Annotated in this window: 11 protein-coding genes; 6 read left to right on the top strand and 5 right to left on the bottom strand. The window is 54.2% G+C overall.

Going from position 1 to position 16,155, the window contains the following annotated elements:
• Window positions 1-309: 309 nt before the first annotated feature.
• The 4 genes from AUQ42_RS13730 to AUQ42_RS15680 all read right to left on the bottom strand — a co-directional run bounded on the left by AUQ42_RS13730 (window position 310) and on the right by AUQ42_RS15680 (window position 7,050).
• The gene (locus tag AUQ42_RS13730) at window positions 310-1,767 is read right to left on the bottom strand and encodes a trypsin-like peptidase domain-containing protein (RefSeq protein WP_068519637.1); all 1,458 of its coding nucleotides are present in this window, start codon (window positions 1,765-1,767) and stop codon (window positions 310-312) included.
• A gap of 139 nt (window positions 1,768-1,906) precedes the next feature.
• Window positions 1,907-4,726, bottom strand: coding sequence for a TonB-dependent receptor (locus tag AUQ42_RS13725; RefSeq protein WP_068519636.1), 2,820 nt, complete (start codon window positions 4,724-4,726; stop codon window positions 1,907-1,909).
• A 227-nt stretch (window positions 4,727-4,953) separates the two neighbouring features.
• Window positions 4,954-6,120, bottom strand: a complete 1,167-nt coding sequence (locus AUQ42_RS13720) for a FecR domain-containing protein (RefSeq protein ID WP_197460853.1) — start codon at window positions 6,118-6,120, stop codon at window positions 4,954-4,956.
• 9 nt (window positions 6,121-6,129) lie between these two features.
• The gene (locus AUQ42_RS15680) at window positions 6,130-7,050 is read right to left on the bottom strand and encodes an RNA polymerase sigma factor (protein ID WP_082817866.1); all 921 of its coding nucleotides are present in this window, start codon (window positions 7,048-7,050) and stop codon (window positions 6,130-6,132) included.
• Between the two features lie 80 nt (window positions 7,051-7,130).
• On the opposite strand from AUQ42_RS15680, the gene AUQ42_RS13710 reads away from it, so the two are divergent.
• The 5 genes from AUQ42_RS13710 (at window position 7,131) to AUQ42_RS13690 (ending at window position 12,690) form a co-directional block, all read left to right on the top strand.
• Complete coding sequence (locus tag AUQ42_RS13710; protein WP_068519633.1) at window positions 7,131-8,765, top strand: peptide ABC transporter substrate-binding protein; 1,635 nt, start codon at window positions 7,131-7,133, stop codon at window positions 8,763-8,765.
• 81 nt (window positions 8,766-8,846) lie between these two features.
• Window positions 8,847-9,770, top strand: coding sequence for an oligopeptide ABC transporter permease OppB (gene oppB / locus AUQ42_RS13705; RefSeq protein WP_068519632.1), 924 nt, complete (start codon window positions 8,847-8,849; stop codon window positions 9,768-9,770).
• The gene (locus AUQ42_RS13700; RefSeq protein ID WP_101245792.1) at window positions 9,770-10,678 is read left to right on the top strand and encodes an ABC transporter permease subunit; all 909 of its coding nucleotides are present in this window, start codon (window positions 9,770-9,772) and stop codon (window positions 10,676-10,678) included. The genes oppB and AUQ42_RS13700 overlap by 1 nt, the downstream gene beginning before the upstream one ends.
• 21 nt (window positions 10,679-10,699) lie before the next feature.
• Window positions 10,700-11,674, top strand: coding sequence for an ABC transporter ATP-binding protein (locus AUQ42_RS13695; protein ID WP_068519631.1), 975 nt, complete (start codon window positions 10,700-10,702; stop codon window positions 11,672-11,674).
• Window positions 11,671-12,690 carry an ABC transporter ATP-binding protein gene (locus AUQ42_RS13690; protein WP_068519630.1) on the top strand — a complete coding sequence of 340 codons (1,020 nt, stop codon included), beginning with the start codon at window positions 11,671-11,673 and terminating at the stop codon, window positions 12,688-12,690. The genes AUQ42_RS13695 and AUQ42_RS13690 overlap by 4 nt, the downstream gene beginning before the upstream one ends.
• 82 nt (window positions 12,691-12,772) lie before the next feature.
• Here AUQ42_RS13690 and AUQ42_RS13685 read toward each other — a convergent pair whose 3' ends face one another.
• A complete protein-coding gene (locus AUQ42_RS13685) occupies window positions 12,773-14,527 on the bottom strand; it encodes an HD domain-containing phosphohydrolase (RefSeq protein ID WP_068519629.1) in 1,755 nt (584 codons plus the stop codon).
• Between the two features lie 291 nt (window positions 14,528-14,818).
• Between AUQ42_RS13685 and purB the strand changes: the two genes are divergently transcribed.
• A complete protein-coding gene (gene purB, locus AUQ42_RS13680; RefSeq protein WP_068519628.1) occupies window positions 14,819-16,129 on the top strand; it encodes an adenylosuccinate lyase in 1,311 nt (436 codons plus the stop codon).
• Window positions 16,130-16,155: the final 26 nt, after the last annotated feature.

Here is a 16,155-nt window from a genome sequence, read left to right as displayed (position 1 = left end):
CCCCTTGTGTGGTTGATGTCGCGACTTTGCCCGAATGTGAAAAGCACGGCGTCCGGTTTTATAGCCTTGTACGTACAAACCATCCATCAGAGGTACGAATGCGCATTCATACGCCTCTAACACCTGATCAGATGGCATTTTTCCGCAACAGGCACCTGGCGTTCCACCGGTCATTTTCTTGAAGACCGGATTGACGGATGATTGGCGATTGCGCCCCCACCCGGGATACCGGGAATGGTGCGCCCCGGGTATCTGTCACAAAAAAACGGGACAGCATTTCTGCTGTCCCGCTGTGATGAGGCGGCTTTGTCAGTATGCTTCCAGATCGACCATCTCAAGCACGTCCATCATACGCACGCGATCCTCGCCCTTGCGCAGATAGCGGACTAGAACATATTGCTGATCTTCGTCGAGGGCGCGTTGCATGACGGTTTCGAAATCTTCGGGGGTTTTCATGGCGACGTCATTGACCTGTGTAATGAAGTCCCCCTTGGAAAAGCCTGCACGCGAGGCCTGGCTCATGGTTTCCATGCGGTCTACGACAAGCCCCGTCGTTCCCACCGGAAGTTCAAGTTTTTTCCAAGCTTTTTCATTGGCCGGAACAAGGTCCATGCCCATAACTTCCTTGCGCCCGTCATCTTTGTCCTTGCTGCCAAGCCCCATTTTTTCGCGTTCCTGTGCCCGGCGGCGGGATTTGGCTTCGTCCATGTCATCAGGGATCAGGGTAAAGCTGCGATAACCGTCATTGCGCCAGACAGTGACCGTGGCTTCGCCCTTGACCATTGCGGCCTGCATACGGAAATTCATGCGCGATTGAACGGTTTCACCATTGACCGCGACGATCACGTCACCGGCACGAATACCGGCCTTATAGGCAGGTTCGTCGTCAGGCGCCCGTGATACCAGCATGCCTTCGTCCCGTTCCATTCCAAGCAGCTTTCCCATGCCTTTTTTGACTTCGCTATAGGCGATACCAAACCAGCTGCGTTTGATTTCGCCATCTGCCACCAGCAAGCTGATAATGCCCTGCGCATGCTCGGACTGAATTGAAAATGCCAGCCCCTCATTGCCACCGGACCGGGTATAAAGCGCGGAATTGACGCCGATCACCTTGCCATCCATCGACAAAAGTGGTCCGCCTGAATTGCCCTTGTTAACGGCGGTATCGGTCTGGATATAGGGGTTATATTGCCCCTTGGTGAGTTCGCGCTGCTTGCCCGAAATCACCCCGGTGGTCAGGCTTTGATCAAACCCGTACGGATATCCGACCGCAAAGACCGGGTCCCCGACGGCTGCGGCGTGGGAACTTCCCCATTTCAACGGCTCTATATCATCGGGCATATCAACCCTGAGAACGGCGAGATCGGTCAGGAAATCCTTACCAACCAACGTTGCCGGAAGACGGCGGTCGTCAGTCAGGATCACGATGAACCGCACCCCGTCGCGCACCACATGTTCGTTGGTGACAATCAGGCCGTCATGGGAAATGAAGAAGCCGGTCCCGGTTGCCTTGTTGCGGCGTTTCTTTTCCCAGTCATGTTCGGGTTCGTTCGGGTCTTCCTTTTCTTCGTCGTCATTATCGTCCTTGCGACGTTCATCGGGCGGCAGCCAGAAATCTTCGCCATTTTCCTTTTTCTCGCGTTCTTCGGCGACGATTTCGTTATAGCTTTTCTTGACGACATTGATGCGAACAACCCCCATCGTTATGCCCTTATAGATATCGGAAAGGGCAAGGTCGCCGGTCGAGGCAAAGGATACTGAGGGCATACCAATTCCTGGCAGCGCCAATAAACCTGACACCATACCAATGGCGATCAGACGGGATATCGAAACTCTCATTGCGGGTTTTCCCTTGAAACAAAGAAAGGCACGCCAGCAAAGTGCCGGCGCGCCGATTGTGGAAAATTCAATAGGTGTAAGTCAGGCCAAGCCAGAAAGCCCGGCCCTTGCGATAGGGGGTTGATGCAGAAAGCGTGTGACCACCACCACGATTGAGCACATTGTCAATCGAGGCATTTAGCGTCAGGACGCGGTTGTCTTCGCGGATGACGTCATAATCGAGCGACATATCAAGATCGAAACGGGCCTTGTTATAGCCGTCTTCATAAATGTCATAAGTCTCGCCATTGATGGTGATGTCGGACCCGCTATCGGTGATGGTGTCATATCCCGTGGTGTAGCGGCCAACCAGTCCAGTGCGCAGGGTATCGTCGAGATAGCTGGAATACAGGCTGACATTAACGAAGATCGGCTCATCGAGATTGCCCGTCAGAACACCGAGATCCATGGTCGGAATCACGTTGCCATTGTAATAGGCACCCTCGGTCTCGTCGCTGGTGGCGTAGTAGGTATTGTTGGATGTCTGACGTTCGGAATACTGGCCATTGATGCTAAAGGCGTGCTGACCACCCCACGGGTCGGTTCCGATTTTTTTGCTCCATTCCACCGAGTAGGAAGAATAGGAACTCGATCCTTCGTTCGACAGGGTATAGGTCGAAAGACTGCTGTCTGTGGAATCGCGCGAGAACTGTTCACGTCCTTTGCGTTCGACCCATTTCAGGCGGGTGTTTCCGCCCAGGAACGGCAAAGGGAACGTTACCGCCGCCATACGTTCATCCGTAAACGGGGTTTTAAGGTCAGATCCCTTGAAGTTGTATTTGTTGCCCGATGACAGATACGACCAGTCGTCGGAATAGATGATATCGGCGCCGCTGGTCGTTCCGGTACGGTTTTCCACTGTTGTGCTTGGCGTGGCGTCCCGCAATGCGTAACTTAGCATGTTGGCCGCGTAATACCGGTTCCAGCCCGCTGTGAAACTGACATCCCAGTCGGTGTAATACGTGGCGTTAAAACGCGGTGCCAGATTGGTATTGCCCAGAAACGTTTCACGTTCCAGCCGCAAGCCCGGACGAACTTCGACTTCACCGAACGGAACGTTGTCAAAATTCATGCCATATTCGGCATAAAGGGCCGCCGTGGAAAAACTTGCCGTTCCGGAAAAGGCATCATAATGGACGCGTCGTCTTGATACCTGGTCGCCGTCATCACAGGCGGGATCATCGGCATCGGCACAGACAATCGCGGAATTTACCGAGGTCGAATAATAATAATAGACATCTTCGGGACGACGACGGTTGGCACGGATCGAATGAAGATCCGCCCCCACCAGAATGTCGCCATTTCCAAGATTGCCGGTAAGATCCGCCGTATAGCCAAGATCCTGTTCCGTCTGGGTCAGATCGCCATACCAACCGTCATAACAGTTCGTTGCATCACACAGGTTTTCATAGGCCGATCCGGCAACACCGGACCGGATTTGCCGACGCACATTGCTTTCGGATTCACGGGCATTTTCCGATGTATTGAACGACAGACGGGTATCGAGTTTCAGATTGGACAGGCCATAGCCATCATATTCAATCGGCATTTCCAACCCGACATAGGTGCTAAGCCCGTCGCCGGTAATGTCCATCTTGCTGTTATAGTTTTCAGCCGCTTCCCATTCCTGGCTATAAGGGGCATAGACAAGCTGGGTTGTCAGTTTGATGCCGTCATTGCCTTTGAACTGTAGCTTGCCCAGCACATTGTCAGCAGTACTTTCGGTCGAGACTTCCCGACCATAATAATCATCGCCGGCATATTTTGTGGCTTCTGCGGTTTTGCGTCCGGCCGAAACCACAACACCCCACTGGTCGGCAACCGGGCCGCTGGCCGACGTCCCGTACATAAGCTTGGTGAAACGGGGTTCGCGTGCAGTCGCATCAGGCGTTTCGTCTGATTTCAGGTGGTATTCGGTCCAGTTTGAACCCGTACGGCTGATATTGGCGGAAAATGTCGGCCTGTCGCTTGGATCCATGACTTCGTAATTAATTACGCCGCCCTGGAACCCGCCATATTTTGCCGACACGTTGCTGTCGATAATTTCTGCCTGTTTGAGGATGGAGGCATCGACATAAACACTTTGCGGATGCAACCCGTACAGGTCATCGGCATTGATCGAGTTTTTATCATCATCAGGCAGGTTGCTTTCGCCATTATAGCTTGTATCCGTACCGCCCAGCGAATTGATGCCAACACCGTCAAGCCGGATATTGTTCTGATCAATTGCCCCGCCCGATATGCTTAATGTCTGCGGACGAAGGTCCTGTTCGGCGGTTGCGCTGGCACCGTCTTCGTCGCGCTGCCCCTGAACGACATATTGCACATTCGGATTGGCACGAAACACCATGTTCGGATCGTTATTGCCCTGAACAAATCCCTTGATCAGCTGTTCGCCGTAAACGGTTGATCCGCTGTCTGCTCCGCTGCCAAGTGCGATACCGGGCGATTGACTGCCCTGGACAACGATCGGCGCGGTTGTCGTGCCGCCTGTCGACTGCGCGTCAACGCGTTTGAGGATCACGATCTGCCCATCCGTCAGCGAAAAGGTCAGGTCGGTTCCGTCAAACAATGTCTGAAGGGCTGATTGCAGATCAAAGCGCCCGGAAATGGCATTGCCGTCCTGTGCCAGATTGACATCGGCAACTGCGGAATAGGCCGTACCTGTCAGTTCGGATACCCGTTCAAGGGCCTGCATCAACGGAAGTGACGGAATATCAAACTGGAATGTCGGGGCGGGTTGATCCTGTCGGGCGACCGGGGATGCCTGATCTGTTTGCGGTGTCGGGCCGGTTTGTGCATGGGCCGGAATGCCAAAACAACTGACCAGAAGTGTTGCATATGCCAAGCGTAATTTCAGACTTCGGGCGGTGCTGTGCCCTGCCCCGGAGCAAATTGTTGCCGGGGTTAAAAGCCCGTTCTTCATGATCATCTGACGGCATCCAAAAACGTTATTGCGTATCACTCGCAAATATGGACGCAGGCCAAATGACAAACCGGACAGAATTTATTTCATTTTAAAGTCGGAAAAACAGACGGGTGTCTAAACAGGGCGCAAATGCACCGAACCGGGGATCACCCCCGGTTGGTCAGCAGGACATACCCGAATGGCAAATCATAGCGGTTCAGTCCGAGCGACTGCACCAAAAGCCCGATGGACTGTTCGCCATCCACAAGATTGAACCGCCCACGGACATCAAGACCGGCAATCGACGGATCAATCAGCAAATTGACCCCGCTTTGACGCCGGATGGCCGCAGCAACATCCCCCAGCGATTTGGGTGAAAAGACCCGCCAGCCTTTTGCAACATTGTCAATTTGTGCTTCGGTCACATCACGGCGCACAAATTTACCCGATGGATCAACGACAAGCCCCTGCCCGGCTGTAAGGGTCACTTCGCTATGCTGGCCGGTTTGACGTTCGCGGACTCTGACGATGCCTTCTGCAACGCCGACTTCATTGCTGTCCTGATCGCTGATGACGATGAAGCGGGTTCCGACAACCGTCACATCGCTGATGCCGGTATGAACGACCAAGGGGCGCGCCGTGTCATGTGCGGCCTTGATGGTCACGGCCCCTTCTTCGAGATCAATCCGTCTTTCGGAATTGGTCAGTGACCAGGTCAAAGCCGTGCCGGGTGCGAGGGTAAGTTGGCTGCCATCGGGCAGGGTTTCATCGACAATGTCACGGGTTGCCACCAATTGCTGACCGTTTGGCGCGGGCTCAAAAACTTCCACCCCGACCACAGCCAGCACAACCACACAACACGCAGCGGCAAGCATACCGATCAACCCGCCGGCGCGACGGCGCCCCAACGGGCGCTCAGAGGTTTGTGACAGTGGGCGTGATTTGCGATAGGGATGGCGCAAGCCCCGATGCGGGCCGGAAGCATCCGCCGACCTGTCACCATTCGGGGCAGAGATCAAACCGGACTGATCTGCATCCCCCGCTGTTGCGGAGGCGAATTCCGCCTCCATCCGCGACAAAACATCATTGAAGCCGTCATCGGCCATAAAGGCGCTGACTTTGTCTGCGGCCTTCTGATGCGCCGGGCTTTGGGTGCACCAGTCCTGATAGGCCGCATATACAGGCGACGCCCGATCATCAATGCCGGCCTTGGCGTGCCAGGCGATGGCCTGATCGATCAGTTCATCAGATGGCTGTACCGCCGTGATCTGGTCACGGTCCGGCTGATCACCGATACTGGTGTCCTGATCCTGAAATTGTGGTTTATCGTTCACAACCATCGCCTAGTCGAAGTTTTTCAGGATATCGCGGCACGCGGTCAAAGCCCGGTAAAGGTGCTTTTCGATCGCGGATTGTGACAGGCCTGTCACCGATGCGATTTCATCATGGCTCTTACCATGCAACTTCCGCAAGATGAAGACTTCACGTGATCGCGGACTCAGACTTTTTAGCGCCTGTTCAAAGGCATCAAGACGCTGACGATGATAGATGATCTGTTCTGGCGATGGTGTGTCTGACGCCGCCCATTCGATCGGATTGGTTTCTTGCTGGCTGTCCACAACATGCCCCGCCACCTTGCGCCGGCGCATCCGGTCACGCACCAGATTGATCACGATGGTGCGCAAATATGCCGGTCCGTCTTCAACCGATTGCACCGATGCGCCAGCCACGCGAACAAAGGCATCCTGAACGATGTCGTGTGCTTCCTCGACATCCCCGATTTTTCGGGCAGCAAGGCGCAACAGGCTTTCGCGCTCCTGTTCAAAATCAGCAAGCAGACTGTTTCGGAAACCTGTGGGTGAAAGCATGAATAAGCAATGACTGGGAGGGCTGCATGGGCGAGTAGCCAGCAAATACACCAATCGCGCCCAATTGCAAATAGTTATTAATAACAAATGCAAGATTACCGCATCACGCAATGACACGAATTGCCCGCCAAAGAGCCGATTCGACCATCCCTGATCATGACCAAGCCCTTGAATGTGAAGTATTTCACACCAAAATCCACAACCCTGGGCACAAAAAACAGCCGGGAACACACCAATAAACAGGTTTCCGGCCAATCGAACCAATCTGGAAATTGGACCGCACAAAATTGGGCATAATTTGCTCCTCACGCAAAAAATCACCTGCATTTCCGTAAAAATGCGCAAATTTCGACCAATTGCGTCAATAAAGTGAAATCTGACTTGCAGTTGACGCATGGCAGCCTCAGTATTTTTGCGTACGTACTTTCAGGGAGTACGTACGCAACAAATCATAATTGTTGAGGGAGACATCACACATGTCAGAAAACACGAAGACTGCAAAAGGTCTCGTGAACGGATTGCTGAAATCCTCACGTGCCTTTGTCCTTGGGACAGCCTTGATTGCGGGCTCCATGACCATGCTGTCGAGTACCCATGCCCAGGCCGAAAAAATCCTGCGCATCGGCAATGACGGCGAACCCCAGTCGATGGATCCGCATTTCATTTCCACCGTTCAGACCAGCCGTATCTCCGATGATATGTCGCTTGGCCTTCTGACCTATGGCCCGGATGGACAGCCGGTCGCCGGTGCAGCAGAAAGCTGGACGGTTTCAGAAGACGGCATGACCTATACGTTCAAAATCCGTGACCATAACTGGTCGGATGGAACGCCGGTCACCGCACAGGATTTCATTGCCGGCTGGGAACGCCTTCTTGATCCGGAACTGGGTGCGGAATACGCATCCCTTCTTTACATCATCGAAGGTGCCGAGGCGGTCAATACCGGCAAAGAGGGTGCCAAACTTGGCGTAAAGGCGATTGACGATCACACCCTTGAAGTCAAACTGACGGCACCTGCCCCCTATTTCCTGGCACAGCTTACCCACCAGACCGCATTTGCCATCCCCCGTCATGTCGTTGAAAAATACGGCAAAGACTGGGTGAAGCCCGAACATATCGTGGTCAATGGCCCGTATAAACTGGTCGAGTGGCTGCCGAACGTTCACACCAAACTGGTCAAGAACAAAGAATTCTATGATGCTGCCAATGTTCCGATCGACGAGGTGATCTATTACACCTATGAAGATCGCACCGCGATGCAGAACCGTTTCCGCGCCGATGAACTTGACGTTGCGCGCGACATCGCATCCGAACAGATTTCGTGGCTGCGTGACAATCTGGCAGACAGCCTGCGCATCGCGCCTTATGCCGGTATCTATTATTATGCGATACGCACTGATAAGGACAAATTCAAGGATGTCCGCGTGCGCAAGGCGCTTTCACTGGCGATCAACCGCGAAGCCATCACCGATGCAGTCCTGAAGACCGGTGAACTTCCGGCCTATTCCTTTGTTCCGCCGGGAACCGGCAACTACACGGAACCGGCCTATGTTTCGTGGAAAGACCTGCCCTATGCCGAAAAACTTGCCGAAGCCAAAAAGCTGATGGCAGAGGCCGGTTACGGTCCGGACAACCCACTTAAGTTCACCCTGCGTTACAACACATCGGAAAACCACAAGCGTATCGCGATTGCCGCACAGAACATGTGGAAACAGATCGGTGTCGAAGCCGAACTGTTCAATTCCGAAGGCAAAATCCATTATGCCGATTTGAAAGTTGGTGACTTTGAAGTCGCCCGCGCTGGCTGGATTGCCGATTACAACGATGCACAGAACTTCCTGTTCCTGGCAGAAGAACGCACCGGGCCGCTGAACTATTCCGCATTCGACAACCCGCGTTACAACGAATTGATGCTGGCGGCCGAAAAGGAAGGCGACCTCAAAAAGCGTTCCGATCTGATGCATCAGGCCGAAGCCATCATGATGGAAGCACAACCTTACATCCCCATTTACTACTATGTCTCGAAACAGCTTGTCTCGCCAAAGATCAAGGGCTGGATCGATAACGCCCCGGATCGCCACCTGACCCGCTGGCTCGACATTGCCGAGTAAATCCTGACTTCGTGTCGCAGGCTGCGTGGTGTTCCTCCCGCCCGCAGCCTGTGGCCACCCCGACGGGGATGAGAGAGAATTATGTTATCTTACGCCATTCGGCGCCTGTTGATCGCGATCCCGACATTGTTCATCGTGATCACGGTGGCCTTTTTCATGATGCGTATTGCACCGGGCGGCCCGTTCGATCAGGAACGCGCATTGCCACCCGAAATCGAAAAGAACATCAAGGCGGCCTATGATCTTGATAAGCCGCTCATCGAACAATACGCGATCTATATCGGAAAGCTGTTTCAGGGCGACTTTGGCCCATCGATCAAAATCCGCGACTTCAGCGTTGCCGAACTGATCATGGCCGGTGCGCCGGCATCCATGCAGCTTGGACTGAGTGCAATTGCCATCGCCCTTGTCTTCGGGGTCGGTTTTGGCACCTATGCCGCCCTTCGGCAAAACAGTGCGGTTGATTTTGCGGTGATGGGCGTTGCCATGATCGGCATTGCCATTCCGAACTTTGTGATGGCACCGCTTTTGTCACTGGTGTTCGGGCTGTATCTTTCGATCCTGCCGACGGCGGGATGGGGCGATGGTGAAATCCAGTACAAGATTTTGCCGATCATTGCCCTTGCCCTGCCCCAGATTGCCTATATCGCGCGTCTGACCCGCGGCTCCATGGTCGAGGTTCTGCATTCCAACTATATCCGCACCGCGCGCGCCAAGGGTTTGCGTGAAACCCTTGTCGTCAATCGTCATGCGATCAAAGGCGCACTTTTGCCTGTTGTGTCCTATCTGGGTCCGGCAACCGCGGCTGTGATGACCGGATCGGTGGTGATCGAGAGCATCTTTGGCGTGCCCGGTATCGGCACCTATTTCATCAAGGCGGCACTTAACCGTGACTACCCGCTGGTGATGGGTGTGGTCATTGTCTATGCGGTGATGATCATCATGCTGAATTTCCTGGTCGATATGGTTTACGGCCTTCTTGATCCAAAATTGAAGTCACGCTGATGATGAATAAATCTGAAAAGACAGCAATGCTCGAAGCAGCAGGCGCGCCCGCGGAAATCGAAGGCCGCAGCCTGTGGCGGGATGCGCGTATCCGCCTGTTTCGCAACAAGGCGGCTGTGGGGTCGATGATCATTCTGGGGATCATTACCCTGTTGGCGATTTTTGCCCCGCTTCTTAGTCCCTATGCCTATGACCAGATCGACTGGGGCTATATCCAGGAAGGCCCGAACTGGGAAAACGGCCATATCTTTGGCACCGACGGCAACGGGCGCGATCTGTTTATCCGTGTTCTGTATGGTGCGCGGGTTTCACTGGCGGTCGGCCTGCTTGCGACATCGGTGTCGCTGGCCATTGGGGTGACCTATGGCGCGGTTGCCGGGTATTTCGGTGGCAAGGTCGACAACATCATGATGCGCTTTGTCGATGTGCTTTATTCCCTGCCCTTCATGTTCTTTGTCATCATGTTGATGGTGGTGTTTGGCCGAAACATCTTCCTGATCTTTGTCGCCCTTGGTGCGGTTGAATGGCTGACCATGGCGCGTATTGTCCGCGGTCAGACCTTATCCCTGCGCCGTCGCGAATTTATCGAGGCTGCCCACGCCACGGGTGTTTCGAACTTCAAGATCATTTTCCGGCACATCATCCCCAACGTTCTGGGGCCGGTCATTGTCTATATGACCCTGACCATCCCGCAGGTCATCCTGACCGAAAGCTTCCTGTCCTTCCTTGGACTGGGCGTGCAGGAACCGCTGACCAGCTGGGGGGTTCTGATTTCCGAAGGGGCCAAAGTGATTGAAGCATCGACCTGGATGCTGATCTATCCGGCCCTGTTCCTGGCACTCACCCTTTTCTGTTTCAACTTCATCGGTGACGGTCTGCGCGATGCGCTTGATCCGAAAGACAGATAAGGGACGGCAAGGACACATATCATGACAACAAATCATATTCTGACAGTCGAAAACCTTACCGCCCGTTTCCAGACCCCGGACGGGGAAGTCGCAGCCGTCAATAACGTCAACTTCCATCTTGATCCGGGCGAAACACTTGGCGTAGTTGGGGAATCCGGTTCGGGAAAAACCCAGATTTTCATGTCGATCATGGGGCTTCTGGCCAAGAATGGCACATCGAGCGGGTCGGTTCGCTATAAGGACAGTGAAATCCTGAACCTGCCTGCACGCGAACTTAACAAGATCCGCGGTGTTTCGATGTCGATGATCTTTCAGGATCCGATGACGTCACTGAACCCGTATCTGAAAATCTCCAAACAGATGACCGAAGTACTGGTCGAACATCGCGGCATGTCCGAAGCCGAGGCCCTTAAACGTGCAATCGCGATGCTTGATCGTGTTGGCATCCCAGGTGCGGCCCAGCGTGTTCATATGTATCCGCATGAATTTTCCGGCGGCATGCGCCAGCGCGTGATGATTGCCATGGCGCTTTTGTGCGATCCGGAAGTTCTGATTGCCGATGAACCGACCACCGCCCTTGATGTGACGGTACAGGCACAGATTCTGGATCTGTTGCGCGACCTGCAAAAGGACTTCAACACCGCCACGGTCATGATCACCCATGATCTTGGTGTGGTGGCCGGCCTGTGTGACCGGGTGATGGTGATGTATGGCGGGCGCGTGGTCGAAACCGGATCTGTCCGCGACATCTATTACGACAGTCATCATCCCTATACCGAAGGGCTTCTGAAATCAATGCCGCGCATCGATCACGCCAATGAAGAAAGCCTGTTTGCCATTCCGGGTCAGCCGCCCAACCTGCAAAACCTGCCGACAGGGTGCGCCTATCAGGAACGCTGTGGCTATGTCATGGATCGGTGCTGTGCCGAACGCCCGGTTCTTAAGGTGTTTGATCAGGGCCGTGCCAGTGCCTGCTTCCGGGAGGATGGACAATGACCGCAATCACCGCGCACAAACCCAAAAAAGCAACCAGTCCGATCCTGTCCGTTCGCGATCTCAAGGTGCATTTTTCCGTACCGGGCAAGGGACTTTTTGCCCCAGACCGCAAGCTTCGCGCCGTGGACGGGGTGAATTTCGACCTTTATCCCGGCGAGACACTTGGCGTTGTCGGAGAGTCCGGCTGTGGCAAATCGACCCTTGGCCGGGCGATCCTGCAACTGATCCCGCCATCAAGCGGACAGGTCGCCTGGCTTGGCAAAGATATTGTCGGCGCCCCGCACCGTGAAATGCAGCCGCTGCGCCGTGATCTTCAGATCATTTTCCAAGATCCGCTGGCCAGCCTTAATCCCCGCATGACGATTGGCGAAATCATTGCCGAGCCGCTGGTGACCCACAAACCCGAACTGGGCAAGGATGAAATCAAGGCCCGGGTCAAACGCATGATGGCGCGTGTGGGATTGCTCCCGCAGATGATCAACCGTTATCCGCATGAATTTTCGGGTGGTCAGTGCCAGCGTATCGGGATTGCGCGTGCGATGATCCTTGAACCGAAACTGATTGTCTGTGACGAACCGGTTTCGGCACTCGATGTGTCCATTCAGGCCCAGATCGTCAATCTGTTGCAGGAATTGCAGCGTGAGTTTGACCTGTCGCTGATTTTCATCAGCCATGATCTGTCGATCGTGCGCCATATCTGCCACCGCATTATGGTGCTGTATCTAGGCAATGTCATGGAACTGGCAGATCGTGACAGCATCTATGCCGCGTCAAGGCACCCCTATACCAAGGCGCTGATTTCAGCCGTGCCGATCCCCGATCCGGAGATTGAACGCAACAAGGAACGCATCGTTCTGACCGGTGATCTGCCAAGTCCGCTGTCACCGCCATCGGGCTGTGTTTTCAGAACCCGGTGTCCGTATGCACAGGACAAATGCGCAACCGCATCACCAACACTTGACCGGGTTTCCGAAACCCAGGAAGTCGCCTGTCATTTCCATGACAGCATCTCATAAGAAGCCCCCAATAATTGCACCCTGAACTTGCCGGACCGTCCCTGTGGCGGTCCGTTTTTTTTATCGGTGCAAGGACGGGCTGCTATTTGGAAAGGATGAATTGTTCGATATCGACTTCGTCGCACTGCTCGGACCGCAGATATTTGCGGCCGTAATCCAGATATGTCCCGCTGACCAGAAACAATTCAAACAGATCATTGTCGATCTGGCCCTTGTCACGCATATCGGCAAGGATCGCGATACATTCAGACAGAAGTTTGGGCCGTTTATAGGGACGGTCGACCGCGGTCAGTGCCTCGAAGATATCGGCGATCACCATCACTTTTTCGAGGATCCCCATATCATCACCGGTAAGGCCGCGCGGGTATCCCGAACCGTCCATTTTTTCGTGATGGTTGCCCGCAATCGCCGGAATGCGTTGCAATTCGCGCGGATAGGGCAACTGGGCAAGCATATCCTGTGTGATCACCACATGATCATTGATCACCTGGCGTTCTTCGGATGTCAGCGTCCCGTGCGGGACCGAAAGATTGTAAAGTTCCCCGCGGTTGAAGCCCTGATAGATGTGATCTTCGCGATCCATCAAAAGATTTTCCGGGCCCGGTTCGCGCAAGGTTACAAGTTCGGTATCGCTTAGCCGTTCATTTTCCGCCCATGACAGACCCAATGTCCGGTCGAAGTGGCGGGTCCATTTTTGTTCTGCGATGTCATGCAAGGCATAGATGGCATCCGTATCGATTTCCGCATCACCGATATTGGCATCGGCCACCAGCGCAAACTGTGCTTCCAGTTCGCTGACCCGTGCGTTGAAATCGGCCTCGCATACACCGGCATCCTCACCGGCAAGCTGGCGTTTGAGCATGTCGATTTCCGCATCACGTCTAAGGACTTCGAACCGGGTACGGATTTCGTGAATGCGGTTATGGATGGTTTCAAGCTTGGTGGCCTTTTCAATCACGTGATCGGGCGTAACGATCTTGCCGCAATCATGAAGCCAGGCGGCAAGATCAAGCTCATACCATTCCATATCGGTCAGATAGAAATTGGAAAACGGTCCGCGTTTGTCATCAACAGCGGCCTGTGCCAGCATGCGCGCAATCACCGGCACGCGCGAACAATGATCGGCCGTGTGCGGGGATTTGGCATCGATGGCATGGCCCAGTACGTGGACAAAGCTTTCCATCAGGTCACGCTGGGCGACCAAAAGACGGCTGTTTTCAATGGCCACCGCCGCCTGACTGGCAAGGGCGTTGATGATGGGTTCGATCGCCGGATCAAAGGCAATGACATTGCCCTTATCATCGCGCGCATTGATCAGCTGCAAAACGCCAATGACCGTGCCACGGGTGTTTTTCAACGGCACCGTCAGGAAGGATTTTGACCGATAACCGGTTTTGGCATCAAAGGCACGCGTTCCCGAAAAATCGAAACCCTTGGCGCAATAGGCATCTTCGATATTGATCGCCTTGCCGCTTAGCGCGACATAGGTTGCGATATTGCGGTAATTCGGACGGCCCTCGTCATCATAAAGCGGCAATGGCGGAAACGGCTTTTCAGCTTCGCGGCCGCTGACGAAAAAGGTAGCGAGCGTGTCATTGACCAGAATACGGAAATGCAGTTCGCTTTCTTCGCGGTTTACAAGATACAGCGATCCGCCATCGGCATTGGTAAATTCGCGCGCTGCCATCAGGATTTTCTGATTAAGCTCTTCGCGCCCCTGTTCGGCGGAAAGTGCGATCCCCAGATCCACGAGCCTGGCAAGATGGTTCTCGTCGGTCATCTGGCTGCCGGTCGGTTCTTTCTGGTGACTCTTGGCCCCGTCGGCTTCACGCGCCATTAATTTCCCGCCCACTCAACAATCGGATTGTCAGGCTGAATGCACTGACAGCGTTTCGATCAACACTGCATATATTATCTAAGTTGCTATATTTCTAACAGAAGACAAGTTTTTGGGCGGTAAAAATGCGTTCACATCCCTGCCATACCGTCTGCAGGGTTGCCAATTGCCCCGGAATGGACTATCCGACCCGGTGAAAGCGTGCCGGCCTTATGATCGTGCAACTGATCACGCATTCCGATCATTCACATCATGCCCCGGCGCCCAACCATTATGCCCGGAGGCGACCGCATGATCCCCCGTTATTCCCGTCCGCAGATGACAGCCATCTGGGAACCGGCGAACAAATTCCGTATCTGGTTCGAAATCGAAGCTCACGCTGCTGACAAACTGGCTGAACTGGGTGTTATCCCGGCTGAATCCGCCAAGCTTGTCTGGGAAAAAGGCGACAAGCCCTATACCCAGGACCGCATTGATCGCATCGACACCGTCGAAGCCGAAGTCAAACATGACGTGATCGCGTTCCTGACCGAACTGGCCGAACAGGTTGGTGAAGAAGCCCGTTTTGTCCATCAGGGCATGACCAGCTCGGACGTTCTGGATACCTGCTTTAACGTGCAGCTTGCCCAGGCAACCGACATTCTTCTTGAAGATATGGACAAGCTTCTGGCCGCCCTTAAAAAGCGCGCCTATGAAACCAAGGATGTCCCCTGCATGGGCCGTTCGCACGGCATCCACGCAGAGCCGGTGACCTTTGGTCTCAAGCTTGCGACTTTCTATGCGGAATTCAAACGTAACCGTGATCGTCTGGTCGCGGCACGTGACGAAATCGCCACCTGTGCAATTTCCGGCGCGGTTGGCACATTTGCCAATATCGATCCTAGCGTCGAAGAACATGTCGCAGCCAAACTTGGCCTGAAACCGGAACCGGTTTCGACCCAGGTGATCCCGCGTGACCGTCATGCCGCCTATTTCGCAGCCCTTGGTGTTATCGCATCCTCGATCGAACATCTGGCAACCGAAATTCGCCATCTTCAGCGTACCGAAGTGCGCGAAGCCGAAGAATTCTTCTCCAAGGGGCAGAAAGGCTCCTCGGCGATGCCGCACAAGCGTAATCCGGTCCTGACCGAAAACCTGACCGGTCTTGCCCGTCTGGTGCGTTCGATGGCAATCCCGGCGATGGAAAACGTTGCCCTGTGGCACGAGCGCGACATTTCGCACAGCTCGGTCGAACGTAACATCGGCCCGGATGCGACCGTAACGCTTGATTTCGCACTGATGCGTTTGACCAACGTTGTTGAAAATCTGGTGATCTATCCGGAACGCATGGACGAGATCCTTAATCAGATGGGTGGTCTGGTCTTCTCGCAGCGCGTGCTGCTGACCCTGACCCAGCATGGTGTTTCGCGTGAAGATTCTTACCGCATTGTTCAGCGCAACGCGATGAAGGTCTGGAACCGCGAAGGCGATCTTCTGTCGCTTCTGAAAACCGACGAAGACGTCACCGCACGTATTCCGATGGACAAGCTCGAAGCGCTGTTTGACCTTGGTTACCACACCAAACATGTCGACACGATCTTTGCCCGCGTGTTTGCTGACTAACGGCAACCTGGTTCAGATATCAAAGC

It is taken from the genome of Thalassospira sp. MCCC 1A02491, from assembly GCF_001613785.1.
GTDB classification, from domain to species: domain Bacteria; phylum Pseudomonadota; class Alphaproteobacteria; order Rhodospirillales; family Thalassospiraceae; genus Thalassospira; species Thalassospira povalilytica.
The sequence above is the reverse complement of the archived record's forward strand: the minus strand, read 5'-3'. Positions and strand labels throughout refer to the sequence as shown.